The 26281-nt window shown below is 70.8% G+C and carries 20 protein-coding genes; 15 read left to right on the forward strand and 5 right to left on the reverse strand.

Translation table 11 applies throughout. The features are described 5' to 3' along the window. Positions 1-69: 69 nt before the first annotated feature. The 3 genes from ACWD5D_RS03715 to ACWD5D_RS03725 form a co-directional block, all read right to left on the reverse strand. A complete protein-coding gene (locus ACWD5D_RS03715) occupies positions 70-486 on the reverse strand; it encodes a YeeE/YedE thiosulfate transporter family protein (RefSeq protein ID WP_451371149.1) in 417 nt (138 codons plus the stop codon). Continuing rightward, entirely contained in the window at positions 486-1154 is a 669-nt protein-coding gene (locus ACWD5D_RS03720; RefSeq protein WP_451371150.1) for a YeeE/YedE family protein, read from the reverse strand. Before ACWD5D_RS03720 ends, ACWD5D_RS03715 begins: the two co-directional genes overlap by 1 nt. A gap of 1296 nt (positions 1155-2450) precedes the next feature. Continuing rightward, complete coding sequence (locus tag ACWD5D_RS03725) at positions 2451-2681, reverse strand: hypothetical protein (protein WP_451371151.1); 231 nt, start codon at positions 2679-2681, stop codon at positions 2451-2453. A gap of 789 nt (positions 2682-3470) precedes the next feature. On the opposite strand from ACWD5D_RS03725, the gene ACWD5D_RS03730 reads away from it, so the two are divergent. The 3 genes from ACWD5D_RS03730 (at position 3471) to ACWD5D_RS03740 (ending at position 6839) form a co-directional block, all read left to right on the forward strand. Then, positions 3471-4085: a DUF1326 domain-containing protein gene (locus tag ACWD5D_RS03730; RefSeq protein WP_451371152.1), complete on the forward strand. Its 615-nt coding sequence runs from the start codon at positions 3471-3473 to the stop codon at positions 4083-4085. After that, positions 4073-4840, forward strand: a complete 768-nt coding sequence (locus ACWD5D_RS03735; RefSeq protein WP_451371153.1) for a DUF2182 domain-containing protein — start codon at positions 4073-4075, stop codon at positions 4838-4840. The genes ACWD5D_RS03730 and ACWD5D_RS03735 overlap by 13 nt, the downstream gene beginning before the upstream one ends. Positions 4841-5021: 181 nt before the next feature. Beyond that, complete coding sequence (locus ACWD5D_RS03740; protein ID WP_451371568.1) at positions 5022-6839, forward strand: glycoside hydrolase family 15 protein; 1818 nt, start codon at positions 5022-5024, stop codon at positions 6837-6839. A gap of 91 nt (positions 6840-6930) precedes the next feature. Here the strand turns inward: ACWD5D_RS03740 and ACWD5D_RS03745 are convergent, their stop codons facing one another. Beyond that, positions 6931-7770 carry an SDR family oxidoreductase gene (locus ACWD5D_RS03745; RefSeq protein ID WP_451371154.1) on the reverse strand — a complete coding sequence of 280 codons (840 nt, stop codon included), beginning with the start codon at positions 7768-7770 and terminating at the stop codon, positions 6931-6933. Positions 7771-8212: 442 nt separating this feature from the next. Between ACWD5D_RS03745 and ACWD5D_RS03750 the strand changes: the two genes are divergently transcribed. The 12 genes from ACWD5D_RS03750 (at position 8213) to ACWD5D_RS03805 (ending at position 25065) form a co-directional block, all read left to right on the forward strand. Further along, positions 8213-8440 carry a ferredoxin gene (locus ACWD5D_RS03750; protein ID WP_451371155.1) on the forward strand — a complete coding sequence of 76 codons (228 nt, stop codon included), beginning with the start codon at positions 8213-8215 and terminating at the stop codon, positions 8438-8440. Further along, positions 8437-9828, forward strand: a complete 1392-nt coding sequence (locus ACWD5D_RS03755) for an NAD(P)/FAD-dependent oxidoreductase (protein ID WP_451371156.1) — start codon at positions 8437-8439, stop codon at positions 9826-9828. The genes ACWD5D_RS03750 and ACWD5D_RS03755 overlap by 4 nt, the downstream gene beginning before the upstream one ends. Before the next feature lie 12 nt (positions 9829-9840). Beyond that, on the forward strand, positions 9841-11061 hold the full coding sequence (locus ACWD5D_RS03760; RefSeq protein ID WP_451371157.1) for a cytochrome P450: 1221 nt from the start codon (positions 9841-9843) through the stop codon (positions 11059-11061). A gap of 73 nt (positions 11062-11134) precedes the next feature. Beyond that, positions 11135-11812 carry a GAP family protein gene (locus ACWD5D_RS03765; protein WP_451371158.1) on the forward strand — a complete coding sequence of 226 codons (678 nt, stop codon included), beginning with the start codon at positions 11135-11137 and terminating at the stop codon, positions 11810-11812. A gap of 208 nt (positions 11813-12020) precedes the next feature. Beyond that, positions 12021-14657 (forward strand): amino acid permease, encoded by a 2637-nt coding sequence (locus ACWD5D_RS03770; RefSeq protein ID WP_451371159.1) that lies wholly within the window; start codon positions 12021-12023, stop codon positions 14655-14657. Positions 14658-14782: 125 nt separating this feature from the next. Beyond that, positions 14783-16000, forward strand: coding sequence for a hypothetical protein (locus ACWD5D_RS03775; protein WP_451371160.1), 1218 nt, complete (start codon positions 14783-14785; stop codon positions 15998-16000). A 46-nt stretch (positions 16001-16046) separates the two neighbouring features. Further along, positions 16047-16823: a TIGR03936 family radical SAM-associated protein gene (locus tag ACWD5D_RS03780; protein WP_451371161.1), complete on the forward strand. Its 777-nt coding sequence runs from the start codon at positions 16047-16049 to the stop codon at positions 16821-16823. A 262-nt stretch (positions 16824-17085) separates the two neighbouring features. Then, the gene (locus tag ACWD5D_RS03785) at positions 17086-21447 is read left to right on the forward strand and encodes an Rne/Rng family ribonuclease (protein WP_451371162.1); all 4362 of its coding nucleotides are present in this window, start codon (positions 17086-17088) and stop codon (positions 21445-21447) included. A gap of 328 nt (positions 21448-21775) precedes the next feature. Continuing rightward, positions 21776-22096, forward strand: a complete 321-nt coding sequence (gene rplU, locus ACWD5D_RS03790) for a 50S ribosomal protein L21 (RefSeq protein WP_235453765.1) — start codon at positions 21776-21778, stop codon at positions 22094-22096. 13 nt (positions 22097-22109) lie between these two features. Then, positions 22110-22364: a 50S ribosomal protein L27 gene (gene rpmA, locus ACWD5D_RS03795; RefSeq protein WP_171107435.1), complete on the forward strand. Its 255-nt coding sequence runs from the start codon at positions 22110-22112 to the stop codon at positions 22362-22364. Positions 22365-22482: 118 nt separating this feature from the next. Further along, positions 22483-23928: a GTPase ObgE gene (gene obgE / locus ACWD5D_RS03800; protein ID WP_451371163.1), complete on the forward strand. Its 1446-nt coding sequence runs from the start codon at positions 22483-22485 to the stop codon at positions 23926-23928. Between the two features lie 318 nt (positions 23929-24246). Then, the gene (locus tag ACWD5D_RS03805; RefSeq protein ID WP_451371164.1) at positions 24247-25065 is read left to right on the forward strand and encodes an acyltransferase; all 819 of its coding nucleotides are present in this window, start codon (positions 24247-24249) and stop codon (positions 25063-25065) included. Between the two features lie 150 nt (positions 25066-25215). Here ACWD5D_RS03805 and ACWD5D_RS03810 read toward each other — a convergent pair whose 3' ends face one another. Next, positions 25216-26280, reverse strand: coding sequence for an NAD-dependent epimerase/dehydratase family protein (locus tag ACWD5D_RS03810; protein ID WP_451371165.1), 1065 nt, complete (start codon positions 26278-26280; stop codon positions 25216-25218). Position 26281 lies beyond the last annotated feature (1 nt).

A 26281-nucleotide genomic window follows, 5' to 3' on the forward strand; every position in this document is an offset into this window, starting at 1 on the left:
CACTGTCACGTGGGACGTCCGGGCTGCCGTATGCGAGCGGGGAGGGGCTGGGCCCCTTGGCGTCGTTGGTTACAGTCCGCAGGAGCCGCGGTCGAGGTGGAAGTAACGGGCGTTGGCCCAGCGGCACAGCCGGATACCGACGATGACACCGAAGATGGTGACCAGCGCGGGCAGGTATCCGCTGGCGACCTGGATGATCGGGATCGCGGGGCATCCACCTGAGATCGCCCAGCCCGTCCCGAACAACACGGCGCCCGGGATCACGCCCGCGTGGATACGCCCCGGGGTGCGGCGGACCCGCAGCAGAGCGAACACGCACACGATGATCACCACAGCGCCGCCGAAGGCGAAGAACATGCGCAGGTCCTGGAAGGTGAACATGCGGTTCAGCTCGGTGTAGTCGCCGAAGCCGATGTTGGTGACGGTGAACCCCAGGGCCAGCCCGGTGATGATGTTGGCCAGCAGAACCGCGCCTCGGGTACGCATCAGATCACCTTCCACAGGAGGAACGACACCGCGACGGCGGTGCCGAAGAACACGGCGGTCGCGACGATGCTGACCGGGCGCAGACGGCCGCAGCCGCTGAGTCCGTGGCCGGAGCTGCACCCACCGGCCAGCCGGGTGCCGAAGCCGACCAGCACGCCGCCCACGAACAGCACGGCGATCATGGCGGTCGGGTTGGCGGTGACCACGTCCCGGAAACCCGGGCCCATGTCGGAGCGGAGACGGAACCGCCCGGAGGTGACCGCGGCGATGAGCCCGCCGAGGAAGATCGATATCAGCAGGGCGGCCTGGGTGACCAGCGGGGCCGGGCGCAGGCTCGTGGCCGCGGGGCGCTCACTCGCCGCCGGTTCGGCGTCCGCTTCGAGCGGCTGCGAGTTCCCGTACGGAACCTGCGGCACGGTGGGAGCGCCGGTGCCTGTGCCAGTACCAGTGCCGAAGTGCTCGGCTGTAGCCGCGGCGAGCGCCTGGGCGAGAGCTTGATCGTCGGTGAACTCCTCGTCCATCCGCTCGAGGCGGCGTTCGCGGCGCCAGTGCAGCACGCGATCCCACGCGGCCGACACCCCGAAGGACCGATCGGTGGCGAGGGTGTAGGTGATGGTCACCAGGGCGAGCCCGGCAGCGCCCGCCCACCAGGGCCAGTAGGTACTCATGCGGGTCCTCTCATCCAGTCGGCGAGTCGAGCCCGCCAGCCGCGCTTCGCGCTGGGTGCCTGCCGCGCGTGTCGAGCGAGCCCGTCTGAAGGCCGCGGAATCTGGGGTGACGGTGACGGTTGGTCAGGCCAGACCGAAATCGGTGGAGATGCCGCCCCGAACCGGGCCATGGCCTCCGGCCTCGCGGTTCCGGGTTCTGACTCCTCATACGGCCGGGCCGGTGCCGGCTGGGACCAGGGCGCGGTCTCCGGTGACGACGGAGCGGGCCGTGGCGGCGGGGCCTGCCCGGACACCCTCCCCGGGTCGGTGGCACCGGACCGGCCCGCCTCGGCTTCCTCTTCGAGGTAGCGCGCGCGGGCTCCGTTGGGCAGCAGGCTGATCGGCACGCGCTCGCCGGTGAGTGACACCCGGTAGCGCGCACAGCCGAGCCATCGATCCTCGCTGTCGCAGTAGTGGTCGCGCCAACCTTGCAAGCTCGCCCTGAGGTGGGGGAAAAGGGGGCAACCTGCGGCGTGTGAGCAACTCACGTTGCTCCCTCCTGAACCGGCGCACCACCCGTTCGGGGAGAGCGGTTGCCGTTCTCGATGCCTGCCCTCTCCGCGCAAGGTCGACGATCTGAAAGGCAACGCGGTGACGGGCAGCGACGAAAGGTGTTGTGTCTGTATTCGCGACCGGCGCGATGGAATCACTTTTTCGGTCTCCGGAGCAACCTCAGGGTATTTTTCCAAACGGGCCACTTGACGCTACTTGGTGAGATATTCCATGCGACGGATATGTGGCGTCTGCCTCTCATGTCCGGATATTTATGGCCGGTGACGGGGTCGCTCGGATCGTGATTCGACTTCATGGTCGCGTTTCCTTGCCGGCGCGAGTCGGCTGCTTATGGAAGTGGTGAAATTCATGGAGTCTCATGTGGTGATGTTGTGAATATAGCGGATTTTTAATGAAGAGTTGACGGAGGGGAATCGTGTGCCAACGTGCTATCTGCCGGTCGTGCCGGAAGGTGACCTATGAGGGCTGCGGGAGGCATGTTGATCAAGTACTCATGGGTGTGCCGACGGCTCAGCGGTGCATGTGTGAGTCCGAGGGGCGCGGGGGTGCGCGCGCGGAACTGTCGAGGAGTGGCTGGTGGGCCCGGCTCGTCGACTGGGCGAAAAGCCCGGCATGAGGTGATCGTCGGACTTTGCTTGCGTCTGATGCCCTGGATCCGAGGTTTTGGTTGTTGAGTGGGTCCGGCACCACAAAGGGGCGCGCCCGCAATGGGCGCGCCCCCTGGTGATCCGAGGGCGATCGCTACTAGCGCACGACGATCACGACTCCGTCGCCGAAGCGGTCGCCGAAGCGGAACCCGCCGTTGCCAAAACGGTCGTTGAAGCGGTCGTTGAAGCGGAATCCGCCGTGGTCGAAGCGGTCGTTGAAGCGGAACCCGCCGTGGTCGAAGCGGTCGCCGAAGCGGAACCCGCCGTTGTCGGAGCAGCGCCAGTCGTCGCCGAAGCACCACCGGTTGGTGGGCACGTGGGTGTGCACGACGGGGGCTGCTGCAGCTGTGCCTGCTGCGCCGATCGCAGCGCCGCCGGCCATCAGGATGGCGGCTGACGTCGCGACGAGACGCCGAGCGCCTTTTACTCGCATGATGCACTTTTCCTTCTGCCGCGTCAGCTCGTGTGGCCGGCCCGACGCGGTCGTGGCGACACGAAATGAATGACCGCGGCCGCGAGGGGGCGGCACGGTCGCGGGCGGCGCCCCGCGCGTTCGAGGAGCGCGTCTCGCATCCACGATCCCCGCCGCACGGGACCAGCCGACCAGGGACGTATCCCAGGTTCCAGCCGTAATTGGTTACGCGGGCGGCGCCCTTTTGGATTGCCGTTCCGGCGGAGAACCGTGGGGCACGGCCTGCCGGGATGCCGTCAGGGACCCGGCGTGGAAGAGGCACTGATACGGCTGGGCCCCTACGAAGCGCCAACAGTTCTCAGCAGCAGGTGGAGATCGTGGACGGCTTCGGCGGTGGCGAGTGTCGCGGCGGCAAGGACGACGGCGGTCGCGGCGGAAAGGAGCGGGTGCCGTGCAGGGGCGGGGCGAGGAGGGCGGCGACACGGCGGGGCACCGGGCCGGCCGAGGCGAGCGGGTCGCGGCGTCCGCGGCGGCCGAGGATGCCGAGCGTGGCTCCCGCGGCGCGGGCGAGGGCCGGCGTGTGCGCGGCCGTGCGTCTGCGCGACAGGGACTGTCGGGAATAGCCTGGAAAAAGTGACTTCGGGACGGAATGGACCCTCCTGAGGTACCCAGAACGTCCAGGGGGGCGTGAAGCAGGGAGGACGAATGCCCTGGAATATGAGCGGCACGTACCTGGAGAGCTGCAACTGTGACGCGGTGTGCCCCTGCACCACCTCGGGCCTCACCGCACCGGCCGACCACGAGCGCTGCCAAGTGACCTTCGCGTTCCACGTGGACAGCGGGACCGTGGACGGCGTGGACGTCTCCGACCGCAACGTCGCCGTCTTCATCGACGCACCGCGGGTGATGGCCGAGGGCGGCTGGCAGGTCGCGCTCTACGTCGACGCCTCGGCCGACGACGGTCAGGCGGAGGCGCTGGGCGAGGTCTTCTCCGGCCAGGCCGGCGGCCCGATGGCGGCGTTCACTCCGCTCATCGGCGAGGTCCTCGGCGTGGAGCGGGTCCCCATCGACTACCGCGACGACGGCCGCCGCCACGCCGTGCGGGTCGGCGACGCCATCGACATCGAGATCGAGGACCAGGTCGCCCCGCAGTTCGGCGAGGACGGTCCGGTGATGGGCCTGACCGGCATGTTCCATCCTGCGAACAGCAGGCTGACGGTCGCCCGGTCCACCCGGGCGACGGGCGACGGAGTGTACGGCCGGTCCTGGGACTTCACCGGCGGCAACGGTCACTCGGCGCCCTTCACATGGTCCGCGTGACCGACGGGGCGGTCACCGGCCGCCGCGGGGCGCTCCCTGCCGGGCTGCTGCTGGTCGCCGCGGCCGTCGCCTGGACCTGGGTGGTGACGCACCGGGGAGGCATGGGGGCGACGACCGGCACCATGGGCCTGGGACTGCCCGCTTTCCTGGTCGCGTGGACGCTGATGATGGCCGCGATGATGCTGCCCTCCACGGCGCCCGTCGCCGCGCTGTACGCACGCACCATCACCGTGCACCGGTCCCGGCGCATGGTCGTCTTCACTGTCGCCTACCTGCTCGTCTGGGTCACCGCCGGGCTGCCGGCGTACGCGCTGGCCGCGGGCCTGGGCCGGGCGGCAACCCTTCCCGCCGAGGCGGGGAGCGCGGTGGCCGCGGCCGCGTTCGCGGTCAGTGGCGTCTACCAGCTCACGCCCCTCAAAGACCGCTGTCTGGCGAGGTGCCGCTCGCCGGTCGGGCTGATGCTGCGCTACGCCTCGTACCCGCGGACCTTTCGCGATCTGCGTGCCGGAGCCCATCACGGTGCCTTCTGCCTGGGCTGCTGCTGGTCACTCATGCTGCTCTTGGCGGTGTTCGGTCTGATGAACCTGTGGGCCATGGTGGCACTGGCCGCCGTGATCGCCACCGAGAAGCTCGCTCCGGCCGGCCACCTGGTGGCCCGTGTCGTGGGTGTCGCCTCGATCGCTCTGGCCGTCGCCGTCTTCTGGGTACCGGAGCTGGCTCCGGGTCTCACCGGTGGCGGCATGGCCGGTATGTGAAGAATCCCGCGCCGTCGCCGGCTGCGAGAACCTGACCGGGTACGGCGTCCGCGTCCTCACCTCCTGACGGCGGCCCCTCGTCGCCTCTCGTTCCGCGTTCCGTGGCAGGTCCGTCGCACGGGGCGGACAGTGGAACCAGTGGTGTCGGGGGTGTCAGCGGTATCAGGGAAGCGAGATGATCATGGACCGTTACCCGCCCATCGCCGATCACGGACTGGTCGGCGACCTGCAGACCGCCGCTCTGATCTCGTCCGAGGGGGTCGTCGACTGGTTCGCGGCGCCCCGGTTCGACTCGCCCAGTGTCTTCGCCGCCCTGCTCGACCACGACCGCGGCGGCTACTTCCTGTTCGCGCCGGAAGACCGGAACACCACCTGCAAGCAGCTCTACTATCCCGACACCGCGGTCCTGGTCACGCGGTTCATGTCGCCGGACGGCGTCGGCGAGGTCTTCGACTGCATGCCACCGGATCGCACCGGAACCCCCACGGACAGGCATGTGCTGATGCGCGGCGTGCGGGCGGTGCGCGGGACGGTGCGCTTCGCTCTGGAGTGCCGTCCGCGCTTCGACTACGGCCGTGCCGCCCACCGTCTCGACCTGCGGGACGGCACCGCCACGTTCCGGGCGCCGGACGTCACCGCCTGGCTGCAGAGCACCTTTCCCCTGCGGCGGGACGGCGAGGATGTGCGGGGCGAGGTCACCTTGAGTTCCGGTGAGATGGCCGCGGCGGCGTTCACCATCGGCGGACCCGAGGGCGACACTCCGCCGCCGATCACCATGGACAGCGCGATGGAGCGCTTCTGGGACGTCGTGGAATTCTGGCAGCGCTGGGTGCGCTCCTCCCGGTACCGCGGCCGGTGGCCGGGTGTGGTGCACCGCTCGGCCATCACGCTCAAACTCCTCACCTATGCGCCCACCGGCGCCCCCGTCGCCGCCGCCACCATGGGCCTGCCCGAGCAGATCGGGGGTGAGCGCAACTGGGACTACCGCTACACCTGGGTCCGGGACGGCTCCCTGTCCGTGCGCGCCCTGCTCGACCTGGGGTTCGCCGAGGAGGCGGCGCAGTTCACGCACTGGCTGGGCGACCGCCTGCAGGCCCGTGAGGGCGTCGACGGCGAGCCGCTGCAGATCATGTACCGCGTCGACGGGGACCCAGAGCTGCGGGAAGAGGTTCTCTCGCACTTCGAGGGCTATCGGGGTTCGTATCCGGTGCGGGCGGGGAACGCGGCGGCCGACCAGCTTCAGCTGGACATCTACGGGGAGGCGCTCTACGGCTTGTCGGAGGGGCGTGACGTCGCCTTGGGGGGCAGCTACCACGGCTGGAAGAACGTCGCGCGGACGCTGGACTGGCTCGCCGATTCCTGGGACCGCCCGGACGAGGGCGTCTGGGAGACCCGTGGCGGGCGCCAGGACTTCACCTTCAGCCGGGTGATGGAGTGGGTGGCCTTCGACCGGGGGCTGCGCCTGGCGAGAGAGCACAGCCGTCCCGCCGACGCTCCTCGTTGGACCGCGGCTCGCGACGCGATCCTCGAGCAGGTGATGGAGCGCGGCTGGAACGACAAGGAGAAGGCCCTCGTCCAGCACTACGGAAGCGATGTCCTCGACGCGTCGCTGCTGCTGATTCCGCGCGTCGGGTTCCTGGCGCCCAGAACGGAGAGCTGGCTGTCGACCCTGGACGCGATGGACCGCACGCTGGTGTCGGACAGCCTCGTCTACCGCTACGACCCCGCGGCCTCCCCGGACGGTCTGCAGGGCTCCGAAGGCACGTTCAGTCTCTGCACCTTCCTCTACGTGGACGCCCTTGCCCGCGCCGGGCGGGTCCGTCCGGCGCGTTACGCCTTCGAGAAGATGCAGACCTATGCCAACCACGTCGGCCTGTTCGCCGAGGAGATAGGCCCCAGCGGCGAGCAGTTGGGCAACTTCCCGCAGGCTTTCACGCATCTGTCGCTGATCATGGCCGCCACCACTCTGGACGACGCTCTCGACGAGCAGCGCGACTGAGAGCCAGGGTTCCGTCGCCCGGGGCGGTCGGCCTCCGGACGGCGGAACCGGGCGGGACGAGGAGATTCCTCGGTCCTCAACCGCCCGCGGTTCAGCCGCCGGTGGCGAATCCAGGAAAGAGGGTCATGCCGCCGTCCACGTAGAGCGTGGTGCCCACCACGTAGTCCATGAGGTCCGAGGCGAGCCCGACGGCCGCGTGGGCGATGTCCTCCGGATCACCGACGCGCCCGTAGGGAATCAGCTTCAACAGCTCCTTCTCCGCATCGGCGGTGTCCCAGGCGCTGCGATTGATGGGCGTCCTGATGGCTCCCGGAGCGATCGCGTTCACCCTGATGCGGTGGGGCGCGAGCTCCTGCGCGAGCGTCTCCATCATCATCTGCACGCCGCCCTTCGAGGCCGCGTAGTTGACGTGACCGGCCCAGGGGATGAGCTGGTGCACCGAACTCATGCAGATGATCTTGCCGGCGGCTCGCGACACCTCGGGGACGACGCCCCTTCTCAAGAACTCCTTCGTCGCCTCCCGCGCGCACAGGAACTGGCCGGTGAGGTTGACGTCCAGCACCTTCTGCCACTGGGCCGTCGTCATCTCGGTGAACGCGGCGTCGCGCTGCAGCCCGGCGTTGGCCACGAGGATGTCGATGGTCCCGAACTCCTGGACCATCCGTTCGACCATCGCGACGACCTGGTCCTCCCGGGACACATCGGCCTCGTACGCCACCGCGCGCACACCGAAGCCGGAGATCTCCTCGACCACCTGCTCGGCCTCCTCACGCCCGGCGACGTAGTTCACGACCACATCGGCTCCGGCGCGCCCCAGGCCGATGGCCGTCGCCTTGCCGATGCCCGAGTTCGCGCCGGTGACGAGTGCCTTCTGGCCTTTCAGCAGATGGGCGGAAATGACCTTTTGAGGGGCTCCCTGAGTCACGCTCACGCCGGCTCTCCTCCTCGAATGGGCGACCTCACGAACCTCACGCGGGTCCGGACTCCTGTCGACACCGAATCATCCGGAAGTCCGGGCCACACCTCGGGCGCGAGCGGATTGCGCCGATCGATCGAGGGCTCCGGGTTCCGGGGGCGGTACGGGCCCGGCGACGACCGGCAGGGCCTCCCCGCCCGGGGTGCGGGCGATATATGTCAGGGATAGGCTTTTGCGCAGCAACGTCAGGATCTCTACTCGGTTTTGCAGCCGTCGGTCGCGGCGTACGCGATGATCAGTTCTCGCTGCGGAGACCCGAGAGGCGCAGTGCGCCACCTCGTAGCTCGCAGAGGTGGGCAACGGCTGGATCCTTCCCCTCCGGCCTGTCTCGCACGTGGCGTGCGCAGGAGCGCGCCGGCCTCAGGGGCCGCACCTTGCAGTCCCCGCGGAGGTCGGGATGAGAGTTGTCGTTGATCTTTCCCGGTGTGAAGGCTATGCGCAGTGCGCCTTTCTGGCTCCGGACGCCTTCCGGATGCACGGCGAGGAAGCGCTGATGTACGACCCGAACCCCGACGACGTCCGGCGCGACCAGGTGCTGCGCGCCGCGGCGGCCTGCCCGGTCCAGGCGATTCTGGTCGACCGGCTGGAGGGGCGGGACGCACCGGTGGGGGCGTCGCCGTCATGACCAGCGCCGAGAATCTGCAAGCGTTCAAGCGCGATGGCCGCATCGTGGTCGTCGGGGCGTCCCTGGCGGGACTGCGGGCCGCGGAGGCGTTGCGTGACGAGGGTTTCACCGGATCGCTGACCATGATCGGCGACGAGTTGGGCGAGCCCTACGACCGGCCTCCCCTGTCCAAGCAGGTACTGACCGGGTGGGTGCCGGCCGGGGGCACCAAGCTGCCGCGACGTCGCGACATCGACGCGGAGTGGCTGCTGGGCGTGCCCGCCGCCGGGCTGGACCTGGCGACCAACCGCGTCCGTCTCGCCGACGGACGCGAGGTTCCCTTCGACCGGGTGCTGATCTCCACCGGGGTCCGGGCCCGGCCGTGGTTCGTCGAGAGCGAGGCGGCCCTGGACGGGGTGTTCGTCGTGCGTACGCGCGAGCACGCCGAGGGACTGCAGCGAGCCCTCGCCGCCGGGCCCTCCCGCGTCCTGGTCATCGGCGCGGGATTCACCGGCTCCGAGATCGCCTCCATCTGCCGTGAACGGGACATCCCGGTGACCGTCGCCGAACTCGCGCCGTCCCCGCTGGTCGGGGCGCTCGGCGCCATGATCGGCGAGGTCGCGGCGGACATGCAGCGCGCCCACGGCGTCGACCTGCGCTGTGGCGTCAAGGTCACCCGGCTTGAGGGCGACGCGCAGGGACGGCTTCGCCGTGCTCACTTCGACGACGGCAGCACGATCGACGCCGACGTGGCGGTGGTGGCACTCGGGGGCATCCGCAACACCGAGTGGCTGCGAGACTCGGGACTGGCGGCGGGCATGTGGGGAATCGCATGCGACACGGGCTGCCGCGCCCTCGACCTCAACGGCCTGATCACCGACGACGTCTTCGTCGCCGGAGACGTGGCACGCTGCCCGAACCCGATCTACGAGTACCGGCTCATCTCGCTGGAGCACTGGGCCAACGCCGTGGAGCAGGCCGAGGTCGCGGCGCACAACATGGTCAGCCCTCAGGCGGACCGCTGGCCCCACCTGTCCATCCCGCTGTTCTGGTCGATCCAGTTCGGCGTCAACATCAAGTCCGTCGGCGTGCCGACCTTCGCCGACGAGGTGGTCGTCACCCAGGGATCGGTGTCCGACCGCCGCTTCGTCGCCGCATACGGCTATCGGGGCCGGGTCACCGCGGCGGTCAGCTTCAACAACGCGAAGTGGCTGGACCACTACCGGCGGCTGATCGAGACGGCCGCGCCCTTCCCGCCGCCGTGCCCCACACCCGACCAGCCCGTCGACATGAAACCGGTGCCCGTCGACTTCCCGGGCCCCACCCTGCTCGCCCAGGGCGCCACCGTGGTCGTCACCGGACACGACCCGGGTGAGCGGCGGGTCACGGCCGCGCATCAGCATCGCTAGGAGGGAAGCGGGATGACCACGACCGAGACGCCCGACATGCTCCGCCGGATCCTCGACTACTCCTCCCGGGCCGACCCGTACCCGCTGTACGCCGAACTGCGCAGGACACCGGTGGCCCGGCAGGAGGACGGCAGCTATGTCGTCAGCACCTACCGCGAGATCACGGACCTGTTGCACAACCCGCAGCTGAGCTCGGACACCCGCAACCTCTCGAGTCCGACGGCCGGAGCCGAGGACCAGGCCACACCGGCGTTCATCAACCTCGACCCGCCCGAGCACGACCGCCTACGGCGCATGGCGATGCGTCACTTCGGCCCCCCGCACACCCCGGGGCTGGTGACCGGCATGGAACCCGACCTGGCCGGCATAGTCAGCGGCCTGATCGACGACCTCGCGGGCAAGGAGCAGATCGACATCGTCGACGACTTCGCCTACCCGTTCCCCGTGACGGTGATCTGCCACCTGCTCGGCGTGCCGCGCGAGGACGAACCGCGTTTCCACCTGTGGGTGAACGACATCATCAATGCGATCGACTACGACCCCAAGACCGACCCGAAGGAGAAACTGGACAAGGGCGTACAGGCCCGCAAGGACCTGCGCCAGTACCTCGGCGGGCTGGTGGAGCAACGCCACGGCAGGCCGGGCGACGACCTGTTGTCACGGCTGGCCAACGACGACGGGCCCGACGGGCGGATGACCGACGACGAGATCGTCTCCACCGCCAACCTGCTGCTCATCGCCGGCCACGAGACCACCGTCAACCTCATCACCAACGGCATGCTGACGCTGCTGCGCCACCCGCAGGTGCTCCAGCGACTGCGCGACGAACCGGACCTCGTCGTGCCGCTGGTCGAGGAACTGCTGCGCTACGAGCCCCCCGTGCACATCGTTCCCTGGCGGGCGGCCTACAGCGAGATCACCGTCGGCGACACCGTCATCCCCAAGGGCTCGCGGATCATGCTGATGCTGGCCTCGGGCAGCCGCGATCCGGACCGTTTCCACGATCCCGACCGCTTCGACCCGGATCGGCGTGACAACCAGCACCTCGGGTTCGGCAGCGGCATCCACCTGTGCTTCGGCGGCCCGCTGGCGCGCCGGGAGACCCAAATCGCGCTGGGCGAGCTGGTACGCCGGCTCGACCGCCCCAGGCTGGTCGCCGACCCGCCGCCGTACCGGCCCAGCCCCGTGCTTCGCGGGCCGATCCATCTGCGCATCGAGCAGGGCGCCGGTTGACGGGCCGGCCCCATGGCCGGCACCGAGACGGCTCACCGGCGCACGCGATCTCCCCAGCCGCGAGGAGGCCACCATGGGACACGCCGTCGGTGATGTACTCGGCCTGGCGGCCGGTGTCGCGATCAGCCCGCTCCCCATCGTGGCCCTCATCCTTGTCCTGGCCACCCCACAAGGGCGCCTGAACGGCAGCCTGTTCGTCATCGGATGGATCCTGGGCCTGGCGATCCTCGGCACGATCATGCTGGCCGTGGGCGGCCCCGGCGGCGCGTCGGCGCACAAACACCCGGCCACCTGGGTGGGAGTTCTGAAGCTCGTACTGGGAGTACTGCTCGTCCTGTTCGCCGTCCGGCAGTGGCGGGGACGTCCCCGCGACGCCTCGCAGGCGCATCTGCCGAAGTGGATGGCGGCGATCGACCGCTTCACCCCCGCCAAGGTGCTCGGGCTCGGGCTGCTGCTCTCCGCCGCCAACGCCAAGAACGCGCCCCTGACCATCGCCGCCGGCGCCTCGATCAGCTCAGCCGGAATCTCCGTGCCGCAACAGATCGGGACACTCGCGGTGTTTGTGGTCATCGCATCGCTGGGAGTCCTCGCGCCGCTGGCCGTCTACCTGTGCATGGGCGGACGGGCCAAGAGCGTCCTTGCCGACTGGCGGGACTGGGCGGCACAGCACAACGCCGCCGTCATGGCCGCTCTGTTCTTCGTCCTCGGGCTCAAACTGCTCGGGGACGGAATCAGCGTCCTGGCGTCCTGAGCGACCTCGATCGGCAGCCGGTGTCCGGGAAAGGCCCGCGCGCGGGTGAGACGGTTCGGCCGGAGCGCCACCCGCCCCGGCCGGGGACGAGCGGCCCCGGCCGCCCAGGAACCGCACCTGGCCGACTCCCGCGCCGGACGCGTGGTCACAGACGGCGGCCCGACCTCGCGCTGTTGCGAAGGACGGCGGCCCGGCGTTGGAATCAAGTGTGAGGCTCTTCGGCGGTGCCGTGTCGGCGGGTCGCCCCGCATCGGGCACAGGTCCCGGCCGCAAGGGGCTCAAGAGAGACGTCCTGGGCCTGTTCTCCTCGGTCGTCATGGGCCTCGCCTCCACCGGCCCGGCGTACAGCCTCGCCGCCACGCTGGGCATCGTCGTGGCCGGAGTCGGACTGCAGGCGCCGATCGTCATCATGCTGGCGTTCGTCCCGATGCTCCTGGTGGCCTACGCCTTCCGGGAGCTCAACGCGAGCAACGCCGACTGCGGGACCACCTTCACCTGGGCCACCCGCGCCTTCGGACCACGCACCGGCTGGATGGGCGGCTGGGGGCTGATCGTCGCCAACGTCATCGTCATGGCGAGCCTCGCCGAGATCGCCGCCGTCTACGGCTATCGGCTGGTGGGGCAGATCGGACTGGCGGAGGACCGACTGTGGACGACCGTGCTGGGCGTCGTCTGGATCGCCGTGGTGACCGCCATCTCCTACGTCGGCATCGAGGTCTCCACGGCCGTCCAGCGCTGGCTGCTGTGCCTGGAAGTGGCGATGCTGCTCGTGCTCGCCGTCGCCGCGCTGGTCCGGGTCTACACCGATCCTCCCGCGACGGCGATCCACGTCTCCGCCTCCTGGTTCAACCCCTTCGAGGTGCCCTCGACGAGCGCCCTGACCTCGGGCATCCTCGCGGGGGTCTTCATCTACTGGGGCTGGGACACCGCGTTCTCGGTCAACGAGGAGACCATCGACAGCACCCGCATCCCCGGGCGCGCCGCCGTTTTCTCCACGGTGCTCCTCCTGTTCATGTACGCGCTGGTGTCCACCGCGGCGCAGTCCTTCACGGGAGTAGGCACCACGGGACTGGGGCTCGGCAACGTGGCCAACGAGGACGACGTGTTCGCCGGGCTCGGCGCGGCCGTGTTCGGCGGCGACGGCGCGGGGGTCCTCCTGACGCGCCTGCTGATCCTGATGGTGCTGACCTCCGCGCTGGCCTCCGCGCAGACCACGATCCTGCCCCTGGCCAGGACCGTCTTCTCGATGGCGGTCCACAAGGCCGTCCCCGCCCGGTTCGCCCGGATCCACCGCAGGTTCCTCACCCCGACCTGGGCGACCCTCGGCATGGGCGCGGCCGCGATCGCCCTGCTGCTCCTGCTGACGACGTTCAGCATGAACATCCTGGCCGACTCGATCGACTCGGTCGGTCTCGCGATCGCGTTCCAGTACGGACTGACCGGCTTCGCCTGCGTCTGGTACCACCGCAAAGTCCTCACCCGCAGCCCGAAGGACCTGATCTGCAAGGGCGTGCTGCCGGGGCTCGGCGGACTGACCATGCTCGTGCTGTTCTGCTACGCCGCCTTCGTCGTCTACGCGGATCCCCGCTACGGCGCCACCTTCGTCGACCTCCCGCTGATCGGAGAGACCGGCGGGGTCACCGTCCTGGGCCTGGGCGCCCTGCTGATCGGCCTCGTGCTGATGCCGGTGGTCACCCGTGGCCACAACGTGGCCCTCAAACTCCAGCGGAGCCTGCTGCCGCGCAGCCTGCCCACGCACGTCGCCGTCGACTCGGCGAGCCGCTATCTGCCCGCCGACAGCGGGTCCGGGGTGGGCGGCGACTGGTACGACGTCATCCCGCTCTCCGGGACCCGGGTCGGCCTGGTCGTCGGGGACGTGCTCGGGCACGGCATGCGCGCCGCGGCCACCATGGGACGCCTGCGCACGGGCGTGCGTGTCCTGGCCCGGCTGGACCTGAGCCCGGACGAGCTGCTGTCCCGCCTGAACGACCTGGTCGAGCAGACCATGCAGGAGGGCGGGCCCGTCCACGGTCCGGGCCATGTGAGACCGCACGCCGACGCGGCTCTGGGCGTGACCTGCCTGTACGCGGTGTACGACCCCGTCTCCGGGTTGTGCAGTGTGGCGCGGGCCGGAGAGCCGGGACTGGCGGTCGTCGCCCCGTACACGCGTGCCGTCGACTACCCGGAGCTGCCCGCCGGACCCCCGCTGGGGTTCGGCGGCGTGCCCTACCAGTGCATGGAGCTGAAGCTCGCGCCGGGCACTCTCGTCGCCCTGTTCACCAGCGGCCTCCTCCAGGCGGCCGACGGCCGCGACGCCGGGCTCGCGAAGATGTCCGAGGTCCTCGCCTGCGCGGAGAGCTCCCTGGAGGAGCTCTGCGACTGCGCGGTGGCCACCCTGCTTCCCGGGCCGGTGGACGTGGACGCGACGCTGCTCGTGGTCCGCACACGTCTGCTCGACCGGACCCGGTTCGCCGAGTGGGCGCTGCTCCCGGACCCGGCGGCGGTGGGCACCATCCGCACCGCCGTCAGCAAGCAGCTCGGCGACTGGGGGCTGGACGACCTGGCGTTCACCACCGAGCTCATCGTCAGCGAACTGGTCACCAACGTCATCCGCTACGTCGGCGGCCCGATCCAGGTACGCCTGATCCGCGACCGGGCCCTGATCTGCGAGGTCTCCGACACCGGCCACACCACACCCAACCTGCGGCACGCCGCGAGCGACGACGAGGGCGGCCGGGGCCTGTTCATCATCGCCCAGATGACCCATCAGTGGGGCACGCGCTACACGCCGACCGGCAAGACCATCTGGACCGAGCAGGACCTCCCGCCGGCGGACGACGAGTAACTCCCGAGGCCACGACGGAAGATGCGATCGATCGGCCGGGCTGAACGAGGCTGACCAGCATGACGTGACCGCGTCGCAATGCGAAGGTGCGCATCCATGCGCGCGTGGGGCGCGTCTGAGTCGGTATGGACCTTCCAAAGCCCACGCCCGAGCAGCAGTACCCGGAAGGGTGTCTCGCCGTCGCCATCCGCGTCCCGGTGCGGATCGTCGTCCTCGTGCTGGTGGTGCCGGTGCGGATGGTGTGGGACGCGCTGGTCGTCGCCGGCCGGTTCCTGACGGACACCGTGCTGCGGCCGGTGGGGCGCGCGCTGCTGTGGGCCGGGTGGGCGGTCTTCGTCCGGCCGTTCGTCATGCTGTGGCGGTACGTCCTCGTGCCGCTCGGGAAGGCGCTGCGATGGCTCGGGTACGTCCTCGTCGTCGTACCGCCCCGGTGGCTGTACACGTACGTACTGACCCCGCTCGGCCACGCCCTCGCCCGGGTCGCGCGCGGGATCGGGGCCGGTCTGGAATGGCTGTACGCGCGCGTGCTCGCACCGGTCGGCCGGGGGATCGCCTGGCTGTTCAAGGGAATCGGCTTCCTGCTCGCCGCCGCCGTTCGGGGCGTGCACGCCGCCCTGGCCGGGCTGGCGCGGTACCTGCTCGTCGTCCCCGCGCGGTGGCTGTACGACCGGGTCCTCGCCCCCCTCGGGCGGGCCGTGGCCTGGCTCGCGGGCGCCGTCGTCGCCGCGATCGGTGCGGTTCTGTACTGGACGGCGCGCGTCGTCCTCGTCCTGCCCGCCCTCGCCCTGTGGCGCTGGGTCCTCGTGCCGGTCGGGCGGGCCGTGGCCTGGCTCGCGGGCGCCGTCGTCGCCGCGATGGGCGCGGTTCTGTACTGGACGGCGCGCGTCGTCCTCGTCCTGCCCGCCCTCGCCCTGTGGCGCTGGGTCCTCGTGCCCCTCGGGCGGGCCCTCGTCGTCGTGGCCCGGGAGATCGTGGACGCCCTCGGGCACGCCTGGCGGGTCGCCGGGCGGATCTCGCGCGCCGTCGGACGGGTCCTCGCGACCCTCTTCCGGCGGATCTTCGTGGAGCCGCTGCGCTGGGCGTACCGCACGGTCCTCACCCCCGTCGGACACGTCCTGCGGGAGCACGTCCTGCGCCCCGCGGCCGAGGCCGCGCGCGGTGCGGGACGGATCGCCCGGCAGACGCTGGCCGCCGCCCGCGAGACCGTGCGGCAGGCCCGCGCCGACTTCCGCAAGGTGCTCTTCGGCGAGCCCCGGCAGCCGGTCGCCGTGGACCGGCGGGAACCCTCGGGGCGCGAGACACGTACTCTTGGTAGCAGTACGACCGCTCTCACGAAGGACTAGGACACTGGGCAAGCGACAGCCCGAAGGCCCGCCGCCCGCACCCGCGGTGCAGCGCATCCGACTGCGCTACACCAAGCGCGGCCGCCTCCGGTTCACCAGCCACCGAGACTTCCAGCGCGCCTTCGAGCGTGCGCTGCGCCGTGCCGAGGTGCCCATGGCGTACTCGGCCGGGTTCACGCCGCACCCGAAGGTGTCGTACGCCAATGCCGCACCCACCGGCACCGGCAGTGAGGCGGAGTACCTGGAGATCGCGCTGACCGCGTCGCGCGATCCCGAGGCCCTGCGCGCCCTCCTCGACGAGTCGCTGCCCACCGGGCTCGACGTCGTCGACGCGGTCGAGGCACGGATCTCGGGACTCGCCGACCGGCTCACGGCCTCCGAATGGGAGCTGCGGCTGGAGGGTGTCGACCCGGTCGACGCCGAGCGCGCGGTCGAGGCCTTCACCGAGGCCGACACCGTCGAGGTCCAGCGCATGACCAAGAACGGCGTCCGTACCTTCGACGCCCGCTCCGCCGTCGTCCGGCTGGAGACGCACAGTTCCCCTGCTGATAGGCCGACCGACCAGCCCTGTGCGATACTGCGGCTGGTTGTTCGGCACGTGACGCCTGCCGTACGACCCGACGACGTCCTGTCCGGTCTCCGCGCCGTGGCCGACCTGGCGCCGCCGGTCCCCGCAGCGGTGACCAGGCTGGCGCAGGGGCTGCTCGATGAAGAGACCGGCACGGTGACCGACCCGCTCGCGCCCGACCGCGAGGCTGCCGAGGCCCAGACGGCCGTACCGGCCGCCGCCGCGACGGCGCCGACGCCGGAAGGTTCCGCGTAAGGACGGGCGTCGTAGCGCAGCCCTCGTACTCGGGAGCCACCTGGGTCGGGCAGCGCACCGACCAGAAGACTTTCGCCAGGCCGTACCGACAAGGCGTACGGAACCGGCGAGACAGGACACAGAGTGCTCCCGTGTGGCGCCCGCGCCCCGGACGGCGGCCACCGCGCATCGCGCGGGCCGCGGACGTCAACGGCGGACGGTCCATCGAGACCGACGCCGGACCAGGCGCGGCGCCCGGGAGCCTGACGGGAGAAACGCCCGCATGCTCGAGCCGACCGAACCCAACGAGGGTTCCGAACTCAACACTCCCAGCGACACCCTGCCGCCGCGCAGGCGTCGCCGTGCCGCCTCTCGCCCGGCGGGTCCGCCCGTCGGGCCCAAGGCGTCCGCCGAGGTCACCGCGCCGGCCATACCGGCCGCCGCGGTGGACGAGAGCGCAGTGGCCGCGGAGGCCGGGGAGAAGACCCAGGCCGGGGCCGTGACGGCACCCGCCGCAGAGGAGCCAACACCCGCCGGCCGTACCCGCCGCCGGGCCACCCGCCGCGCGACGGCGCCGACCGGGGCGCCCGCGCCGGCCGAGACCGCTGAGACGGTCGTTGCGGCCGCAGTCGTCGAAATCACCGAGGCTGTTCAGGCCGAGGCTGCCGAGTCCGCGACCGGCGGCGCTGCCGAGACCACCGAGGCCTCCGAGGAAGCCGCTCCCCGCCGTACCCGCCGCCGGGCCACCCGCCGCGCTACCGCGCCCACCGGAGCTCCGGCTCAGGTCTCGGCCGAGGCCGAGGTCCCGGTGAAGGCCGAGGAGGCCGAGGACGCCGAGGAGGAGACCGAGGAGACGGCGGAGCAGCCGCAGGCGGCTGCCGTGCAGGCCGAGGCCGAGGTCGTCGCCGAGGCCGCGGCCCCGAGCCGCCCGCGCCGCCGCGCCACCCGCCGCGCCTCCGCACCGGCCGGTGCTCCGAAGGCCGTCGAGGCCCCGGAGACCGCGCCCGCCGCGGTGGCCCCCGTCGCCGAGGAAGCCACCGAGGCCGCCCCCGCCGTGGAGGCTCCGGCCGTCGCCGACGTCGCGCCCGCCGCCGAGGCGGAGGCCGCCGCACCGGCCGGTCGTACGCGTCGCCGGGCCACCCGCCGTGCGTCCGCGCCCGCCGGCGCCCCGGCTGCCGCCGAGGCCACCGAAACCGTCGTACCGGCTGCCGCCGAGGCCACGCCCGTGGTCGAGGTCGTGGCGGAGCCCGTGGCCGCCGAGGCTGCCGAGTTCGCCGAAGAGGCCGCGCCGCGTCGTACCCGCCGCCGCGCCACGCGCCGCGTCTCCGCGCCCGCCGGCGCCCACGAGGCCGCCGAGACCGCTTCGGCCGCCGCGACCCCCGCGACCGCCGAGGCCGAGGAGCAGACCGCTGTGACCGAGATCCCGGAAGCCGCCGAGACCGCTCAGGCCCCGCAGGCCCCCGCTGCCGAGGCGCCCGCCGAGGCCGCCGCGCCGCGACGTCGTCGCCGGGTGGCGCGCCAGTCCGCGACCTTCTCCGCGCCGTCGCAGCCCGCCGCCGCGTCGGCCGAGGACGACGAGGCCGAGACGCCGCGCCGGCCGGCCCGCCCCGCCGTGGCCGTGTTCCAGGCGCCGGTGTTCGCCGAGCCGAAGTTCCAGACCGTGCAGCGGGCCGCTGCCGAGGCCGCCGCGGAGGCCGCCGAGGCGGAGGAGCCCGAGGAGGCCGAGGAGACCGAGGCGTACGCCGAGGAGCGTGCCGAGAGCGGCTCCCGCCGTCGCCGTCGCCGCCGGGGCGCTGCCGCCGAGGAGCCGCAGGCCGTCGAGGCCGTCGAGGCCGAGGAACCGGAGGAGGACGAGGAAGGCGCCGAGAACCTCGCCGAGGGCGAGGAGGGCGAGGAGGCCGAGGGCTCGGAGGAGTCCGGCTCCCGTCGTCGTCGCCGCCGGGGCGGCCGTCGTCGTCGCCGGGGTGACGCCGTCGACGGCGAAGCCGGTGAGGGCGTGGACGCCGAGGCCGACGAGCTGGCCGCCGAGCAGGCCGCGCAGGACACCGAGGACACCGTCGAGCAGGAGGACGAGGACGCCGAGGAGGCCCGTGACGAGGCCGGTGGCTCCGCCTCCAGCCGCCGTCGTCGGCGTCGTCGCCGCCGCGCCGGTGACACCTCCGTCGACACCGAGCCCGGCGAGGGCGACCCGGAGCGCACGGTCGTCAAGGTCCGCGAGCCCCGCAAGCCCAGCGAGCCGTCCGACGAGGTGCAGTCCATCAAGGGCTCGACCCGCCTGGAGGCGAAGAAGCAGCGCCGCCGGGAAGGCCGCGAGCAGGGCCGCCGGCGCGTCCCGATCATCACCGAGGCCGAGTTCCTGGCCCGCCGCGAGGCCGTCGAGCGTGTGATGGTCGTGCGTCAGCACGGCGAGCGCACACAGATCGGCGTGCTCGAGGACGACGTGCTCGTCGAGCACTACGTCAACAAGGAGCAGGCGACCTCGTACGTCGGCAACGTCTACCTCGGCAAGGTGCAGAACGTGCTGCCGTCGATGGAGGCCGCCTTCATCGACATCGGCAAGGGCCGCAACGCCGTCCTCTACGCCGGTGAGGTCAACTTCGAGGCGCTGGGGCTCGCCAGCGGTCCCCGCCGCATCGAGTCGGCGCTCAAGTCCGGCCAGTCCGTGCTCGTCCAGGTGACGAAGGACCCGATCGGGCACAAGGGCGCGCGTCTGACCAGCCAGGTCTCGCTGCCGGGCCGCTACCTCGTGTACGTCCCCGAGGGCTCGATGACCGGCATCAGCCGCAAGCTGCCCGACACCGAGCGGGCCCGGCTGAAGACCATCCTCAAGAAGATCGTCCCCGAGGACGCGGGCGTCATCGTGCGCACCGCCGCCGAGGGCGCGAGCGAGGACGAGCTGCGCCGTGACGTCGAGCGGCTCCAGGCGCAGTGGGAGGAGATCCAGAAGAAGTCGAAGAGCGGCAACGCGCCGACTCTGCTGTACGGCGAGCCGGACATGACCGTCCGCGTCGTGCGCGACATCTTCAACGAGGACTTCTCCAAGGTCGTCGTCAGCGGTGACGACGCCTGGGAGACGATCCACGGATACGTCTCGCACGTGGCCCCGGACCTGGCCGACCGGCTGTCGAAGTGGACCTCCGAGGTCGACGTCTTCGCCACCTACCGGATCGACGAGCAGCTCGCCAAGGCGCTGGACCGCAAGGTCTGGCTGCCCAGCGGCGGTTCGCTGGTGATCGACCGGACCGAGGCGATGGTCGTCGTCGACGTCAACACCGGCAAGTTCACCGGTCAGGGCGGCAACCTCGAGGAGACCGTCACCAGGAACAACCTGGAGGCGGCCGAGGAGATCGTGCGCCAGCTGCGGCTGCGCGACCTCGGCGGCATCATCGTCATCGACTTCATCGACATGGTCCTGGAGTCCAACCGCGATCTGGTGCTGCGCCGCCTGCTGGAGTGCCTGGGCCGCGACCGTACGAAGCACCAGGTGGCCGAGGTGACCTCGCTGGGCCTCGTGCAGATGACCCGCAAGCGGGTCGGCCAGGGTCTGCTGGAGTCCTTCTCCGAGACCTGCGTGCACTGCAACGGCCGTGGCGTCATCGTCCACATGGAGCAGCCGGCCGCCGTGGGCGGCGGTGGCGGCGGCAAGCGCAAGAAGCGCGGCCGTGGCGGTGACGGGCATGTGCACGAGCACGAGCACGAGACGGCCGCCGTGGCCGTGGAGACCGGCGAGGCCGTCGAGCCCGAGGCCGAGACGGTCGCCGAGGTGACCGCTGAGGTCGCCGAGCCTCTCGCGCTGCCCGCGCCGGACTTCGCGCCCGACGAGGAGCTGTACAGCAGCGTCGCCGAGGCGGAGGCGGCGGCCGGCCGTGGCCGTTCGCGGCGCCGTGCGAGCCGCCGGGCCTCGGCGCCGGCCGGTGCGCCGAAGGCGGAGAGCCGCAAGGCCGCGCGGGGGTCGGACAAGGCCGTCGCCGAGGCAGCCGAGGTCGCCGAGGCCGCTCCGGTGGCCGAGACCGCCGAGGCGGTGACGGCTCAGGCCGTCACGGCGGCGTCGGTCGAGACCGTCCCGGTCGCCGTCGAGGAGCCGGCCGCGGCTGTTCAGGCCGCTGTCGAGGAGGTCGCGCCCAAGGGCCGTACGCGGCGTCGGGCCACCCGGAAGGTGTCGGCGCCGGCCGGTTCCCCGGCGGGGGCCGAGGCGGCCGTGGTGACCGTCGCGGAGACCGCGCCGGTGGTCGAGGCGCCGGTGGCGCAGCCCGAGCCGGAGGCCGCGGCCCCGGTCGCGGAGGAGCCCGCCGAGAGCGCGGCCCCGGCCCGCCCGCGCCGTCGCGTCGTGCGCAAGACCACCGCGCCGACCACGTCCGAGGAGACGGCCGTCACGGTCGTCCCGTCGGTCGCGTCCGAGGAGGCTGCCGCCGAGGCGCCCGCCGCCGAGGAGACGGTCGAGGAGGCCGCGCCGGCCAAGAAGACCGCCCGCAAGGCGGCCAAGAAGGCCACGGCGAAGAAGGCGGCCACCAAGAAGACCGCGGTCAAGAAGACGGCCGCCAAGAAGACGACGGCCAAGAAGGCGGCCAAGACCGTCAAGACGGCCGCCGCCAAGTCGACGGCGAAGAAGACCACCACGGTCTCCACGGCCGCCGACGAGAGCTGAACCCTCCCGGCGGGTGAGCACCCGGTCCGTACGACGACCACCGCTCACCCGCCGGACCGGCAGCCGGCCCCTCACCGGACGGCTTCTGCGGTGCCCGCCACCTGCGGAGCCGTTCGTGTGACGGGCTGCACAGCCGCGGGGCGCGGCCCGGTTTGACCCCCTCGGCCACCGCCCCGTAACCTTGACCGTCGGCGTGTCCACTGAGCACGCCACATCCCCGTAAACCTCTTCCTCCCGGGCACAGGGTTGGCCGGGAGAGGTCGTTCGTGTCGTTCCTGGACGGCTGGCCTGCGGGGGTGCCGTGAGTTCGAGCGAAAGAGAGATCCGCGTGTACGCCATCGTGCGCAGCGGTGGTCGCCAGCACAAGGTTGCTGTCGGCGACATCGTTGAGGTTGACAAGATTTCCACCGCCAATGTTGGCGACACGGTCGAGCTCTCGACCCTGCTCGTTGTCGACGGCGACGCTGTCACCAGCGACCCGTGGGTGCTGGCCGGCATCAAGGTCCAGGCCGAGGTCGTGGACCACCACAAGGGCCAGAAGATCGACATTCTGCGCTACAAGAACAAGACCGGCTACCGTCGTCGCCAGGGCCACCGCCAGCAGTACACGGCGATCAAGGTCACCGCGATCCCCGCGGCTGCGAAGTAAGGACTGAGGAGACATGGCACACAAGAAGGGCGCATCGTCCACCCGGAACGGTCGCGACTCCAATGCCCAGCGGCTCGGCGTGAAGCGCTTCGGCGGTCAGGTCGTGAACGCCGGTGAGATCCTGGTTCGCCAGCGCGGCACCCACTTCCACCCCGGCGCCGGTGTCGGCCGTGGCGGCGACGACACGCTGTTCGCGCTGCAGGCCGGTGCGGTGGCGTTCGGCACCCACCGTGGCCGCAAGGTCGTGAACATCGTTCCGGTCGCCTGAATCACCTGATTCAGCACCGAACGCTTTCGCGAGGCGGACCTCACTTCCCGGTCGGGAAGGCGGGTCCGCCTTTCGCGTGTTAAGAGAGAAACACCCGTACTTTCTGGAGGCACAAACCATGACGACCTTCGTGGACCGCGTCGATCTGCATGTCGCCGCAGGTAACGGAGGCCACGGCTGTGCCTCCGTCCACCGGGAGAAGTTCAAGCCGCTCGGCGGCCCGGACGGCGGCAACGGCGGCCGTGGCGGTGACATCATCCTGACCGTGGACCAGTCGGTCACCACGCTGCTCGAGTACCACCACTCCCCGCACCGCAAGGCCACCAACGGCAAGCCCGGCGAGGGCGGCAACCGCTCCGGCAAGGACGGCCAGGACCTGATCCTGCCGGTGCCGGACGGCACGGTGGTGCTGGACAAGGCCGGCAACGTGCTCGCCGACCTGGTCGGCCACGGCACCTCGTACATCGCCGCGCAGGGCGGCCGGGGCGGCCTCGGCAACGCCTCGCTGGCGAGCGCACGACGCAAGGCGCCCGGCTTCGCGCTGCTCGGCGAGCCCGGTGACCTCCAGGACATCGTCCTCGAGCTGAAGACCGTCGCCGACGTGGCCCTGGTGGGCTACCCGAGCGCGGGCAAGTCCTCGCTGATCTCCGTGCTCAGCGCGGCCAAGCCGAAGATCGCGGACTACCCGTTCACCACCCTCGTGCCCAACCTGGGTGTGGTGACGGCCGGTTCGACCGTCTACACCATCGCCGACGTGCCGGGTCTGATCCCGGGCGCCAGCCAGGGCAGGGGCCTGGGCCTGGAGTTCCTGCGGCACGTGGAGCGGTGCAGCGTGCTGGTGCACGTGCTGGACACCGCGACCCTGGAGTCCGACCGCGACCCGACCTCCGACCTCGACGTCATCGAGGAGGAGCTGCGGCAGTACGGCGGCCTCGACAACCGCCCCCGGATCGTCGTCCTGAACAAGGTCGACGTGCCGGACGGCAAGGACCTCGCCGAGATGGTCCGCCCCGACCTGGAGGCGCGCGGCTACCGCGTCTTCGAGGTGTCGGCCGTCGCCCACATCGGGCTGCGCGAGCTGTCGTTCGCGCTCGGCGATCTGGTCGGCCAGGCGCGTGCCGCCCAGCCGAAGGAGGAGGCGACGCGGATCGTCATCCGGCCCAAGGCCGTGGACGACGCGGGCTTCACGGTCACCCGCGAGGAGATCGACGGCGAGCCGCTGTACCGGGTGCGCGGCGAGAAGCCGGAACGCTGGGTGCGCCAGACCGACTTCAACAACGACGAGGCCGTCGGCTACCTCGCCGACCGGCTCAACCGCCTCGGCGTCGAGGAGCGGTTGATGAAGGCGGGTGCCCGGGCCGGCGACGGCGTCGCCATCGGCCCCGAGGAGAACGCGGTCGTCTTCGACTGGGAGCCGACGGTCATGGCCGGCGCGGAGATGCTCGGTCGGCGTGGCGAGGACCACCGCTTCGACGGGGAGCGGCCCGCGGCCCAGCGCCGCCGGGACAAGCAGGCGGAGCGGGACGAGTCGCAGCGCGAGTACGACGACTTCGAGCCGTTCTAGGCGTCGACAGTGACCCTCCGGGCCGGCCCGGAGGGTCACTGTCAATCCAAAATGGTACAGACGTTATGTAGTGGCAAATTGGTGGCGTTGTGGGAGTCCGCCTTCTTTAGTACGAGAATCGCGACCGCCGCGCCCCGCCTGACCGGTTGATCGCCAAATACTTTCGCCCGGCGGTCGATGGTGTGGACGGCGACGGGGCTACCAGAGGAATTTTCACCAAGAGAGTCATCTGATAGCTTAAAAGCGAACCCAAGGCTGGAACGGAGGTGCGAGGGACTGGTCCGACCTTACGCGGTCTAGGGCGCACCCTCGGAAGCGATGCTGCAACTGCACAAGCTCGAGCGTTACAAGGACGATCAGGGAAATGAGATCGTCTACGACGGAGAAATCCGTGAGGACAAGATCGATATCCGGTTCAAGGGGTCGAACAATACGCTTGTGATCAGCCCCGAGGCGGATATACGAGACCTTCTCATCACCTTCGCGGGAAATGACGGGAAGATCGAGATCGGTCCGACCACGAAGAAGCGCGCCGGTCTCCGCTTCGAATTGCGCTGCGGGCATGAGTCCCGAATATGGATCGGCGAGAATGTGGGCTGTGCGGGTCGCACCTTCGTCTCCGCCGTCGAAGGCGTATCGGTGACGATCGGTGACGACGTGATGTTCGCCAAGAACATCGAGGTGCGCGGCGACGACACCCACCCGATTTTCGACGTGCGCACCGAGAAGCGCATGAACCCGTCCCAGTCGATCGTCGTGGGCGAGCACGTCTGGATCGCGAAGCACGCGGTCGTGATGGGCGGCGCCACCATTGGCAACGGCTCGGTGATCGGCTTTCGTTCCATCGTGACCTCGTCCATTCCCAACAACTGCGTCGCGGTCGGGGCACCGGCGCGCGTGGTGCGGCGGGACGTCGCCTGGGAGCGCCCCGAGGTCGTGCCGCGCCGTCCGAACGAGCAGTATCCGCGCAAGGGTGAGAAGTCCGCGAAGTACTGGAACCTCACCGATGACGCGGCGGTCCTGGCGACGCCGACGATACGGCCGCAGACCACGACGGCACCGCGGCGGCTGGCCCGACGCCTCCCGGCACCGGTGCGGCGGCTGGCCCGGAAGCTTCTGCCCTCTCGGAAAGCCTGACGCACCCGTCGACGACGGCAGTCGGCCTCGCTCCATGCCGTCCAGGACGCCGGACGACAACGCGGCCTGACAGCAGATCACCCCGGTACGGACCTTCGTCCGTACCGGGGTGATCTGCTGTGAGGTGATTCCCGCCCAGTGCGCGGAGAGCTACGGCTTCCCGGCGACCGACTCCAGATGGGTCACCATACGGTGCAGCCCTGCCGGCAGTTCGACCACCGGGCGCCAGCCCAGGCCCGCCAGCCGGGCGCTGTCCAGGCCCTGCTTCTTGGTCAGGCTGTAGGAGCGCTCGTCGGACTCGTTGCTGAACCGCAGTCGGAGCCCACGCTCCGGGTGCACCTCGGTGAACAGCTCCGCCAGCCGCCGGATGGAGACCAGGCCGGCCGGGTCCGCCACGTTGTAGGCCACCTCGTCACCACGGAGCAGCGCGTAGAACATGCCCGCGACGGCGTCAGCCACGTACGTGTAGGTCCGCACGCCGGAACCGTCGCTGTTGAGCACGATGTCCTTGCCGGCCACCACGTTCGCCGCGAAGTCGGCCTGCACCCGCCCGTCGTCGAGCGCCATCCCCGGGCCGTAGATGTGGCCGAACCTGACGACGCGACAGTCGATGCCGTACTGAGCCTGGTAGCTCGCGCAGATCGTCTCCGCGGCCCGCTTGCCCTCGGCGTAGCAGGCCCGCGGGTTGAGGATGTCGAAGCCGCCGTAGCTCTGCTCGTCGATGAGCTCGGTCTCCGGAGCCTGGGCGCCGTAGACCTCCGCCGAGGACATCAGCACGAATCCGCGGCTGGCCTTCGCCACACACAGGTCGAGCAGATTGAAGGTGCCCAGCACGTTGGCCTTGATCGTCATGACCGGCTGGCTGCCGTGCAGGGCAGGCCGCGCGGCGCTCGCCCCGTGGATCACGTAGTCGACGGGGCCGGCCAGCTCGAGCGGAGTCGACACGTCCTGGACGACGAGGTGGAAGTCCGGGCGGTCGAGCACATCCGCGAGCAGATGTCTGGCCTTCTGCTCGTTGCGCACCAGACCGTGCACGGTGATGCCCAGCCCGTGCCGGTCGTTCAGCGCCAGCAGGGTGTAGACGGCGTACGACGGCAACATGCCGCTGGCGCCGGTGACCAGCACGGAGCAGCCGGCCAGCTCACTCCACGGCAGGTCACGGTCGAGGATCTCATCGAGGTCGTGCGCCACGACGGCGCTGGAGACGGTGGTCACT

Source organism: Streptomyces sp. NPDC002520, from assembly GCF_053595235.1.

What these genes read in the sequence shown, in the direction of transcription:
- ACWD5D_RS03755 (WP_451371156.1), top strand. Translation starts at nt 8,437, where the DNA reads ATGACCAGCGCCGAGAATCTGCAAGCGTTCAAGCGCGATGGCCGCATC.
- ACWD5D_RS03805 (WP_451371164.1), top strand. Translation starts at nt 24,247, where the DNA reads ATGCTGCAACTGCACAAGCTCGAGCGTTACAAGGACGATCAGGGAAAT.
- ACWD5D_RS03775 (WP_451371160.1), top strand. Translation starts at nt 14,783, where the DNA reads ATGGACCTTCCAAAGCCCACGCCCGAGCAGCAGTACCCGGAAGGGTGT.
- obgE (WP_451371163.1), top strand. Translation starts at nt 22,483, where the DNA reads ATGACGACCTTCGTGGACCGCGTCGATCTGCATGTCGCCGCAGGTAAC.
- ACWD5D_RS03740 (WP_451371568.1), top strand. Translation starts at nt 5,022, where the DNA reads ATGGACCGTTACCCGCCCATCGCCGATCACGGACTGGTCGGCGACCTG.
- ACWD5D_RS03720 (WP_451371150.1), bottom strand. Translation starts at nt 1,154, where the DNA reads ATGAGTACCTACTGGCCCTGGTGGGCGGGCGCTGCCGGGCTCGCCCTG.
- ACWD5D_RS03760 (WP_451371157.1), top strand. Translation starts at nt 9,841, where the DNA reads ATGACCACGACCGAGACGCCCGACATGCTCCGCCGGATCCTCGACTAC.
- rpmA (WP_171107435.1), top strand. Translation starts at nt 22,110, where the DNA reads ATGGCACACAAGAAGGGCGCATCGTCCACCCGGAACGGTCGCGACTCC.
- ACWD5D_RS03735 (WP_451371153.1), top strand. Translation starts at nt 4,073, where the DNA reads ATGGTCCGCGTGACCGACGGGGCGGTCACCGGCCGCCGCGGGGCGCTC.
- ACWD5D_RS03765 (WP_451371158.1), top strand. Translation starts at nt 11,135, where the DNA reads ATGGGACACGCCGTCGGTGATGTACTCGGCCTGGCGGCCGGTGTCGCG.
- ACWD5D_RS03750 (WP_451371155.1), top strand. Translation starts at nt 8,213, where the DNA reads ATGAGAGTTGTCGTTGATCTTTCCCGGTGTGAAGGCTATGCGCAGTGC.
- ACWD5D_RS03715 (WP_451371149.1), bottom strand. Translation starts at nt 486, where the DNA reads ATGCGTACCCGAGGCGCGGTTCTGCTGGCCAACATCATCACCGGGCTG.
- ACWD5D_RS03730 (WP_451371152.1), top strand. Translation starts at nt 3,471, where the DNA reads ATGCCCTGGAATATGAGCGGCACGTACCTGGAGAGCTGCAACTGTGAC.
- ACWD5D_RS03785 (WP_451371162.1), top strand. Translation starts at nt 17,086, where the DNA reads ATGCTCGAGCCGACCGAACCCAACGAGGGTTCCGAACTCAACACTCCC.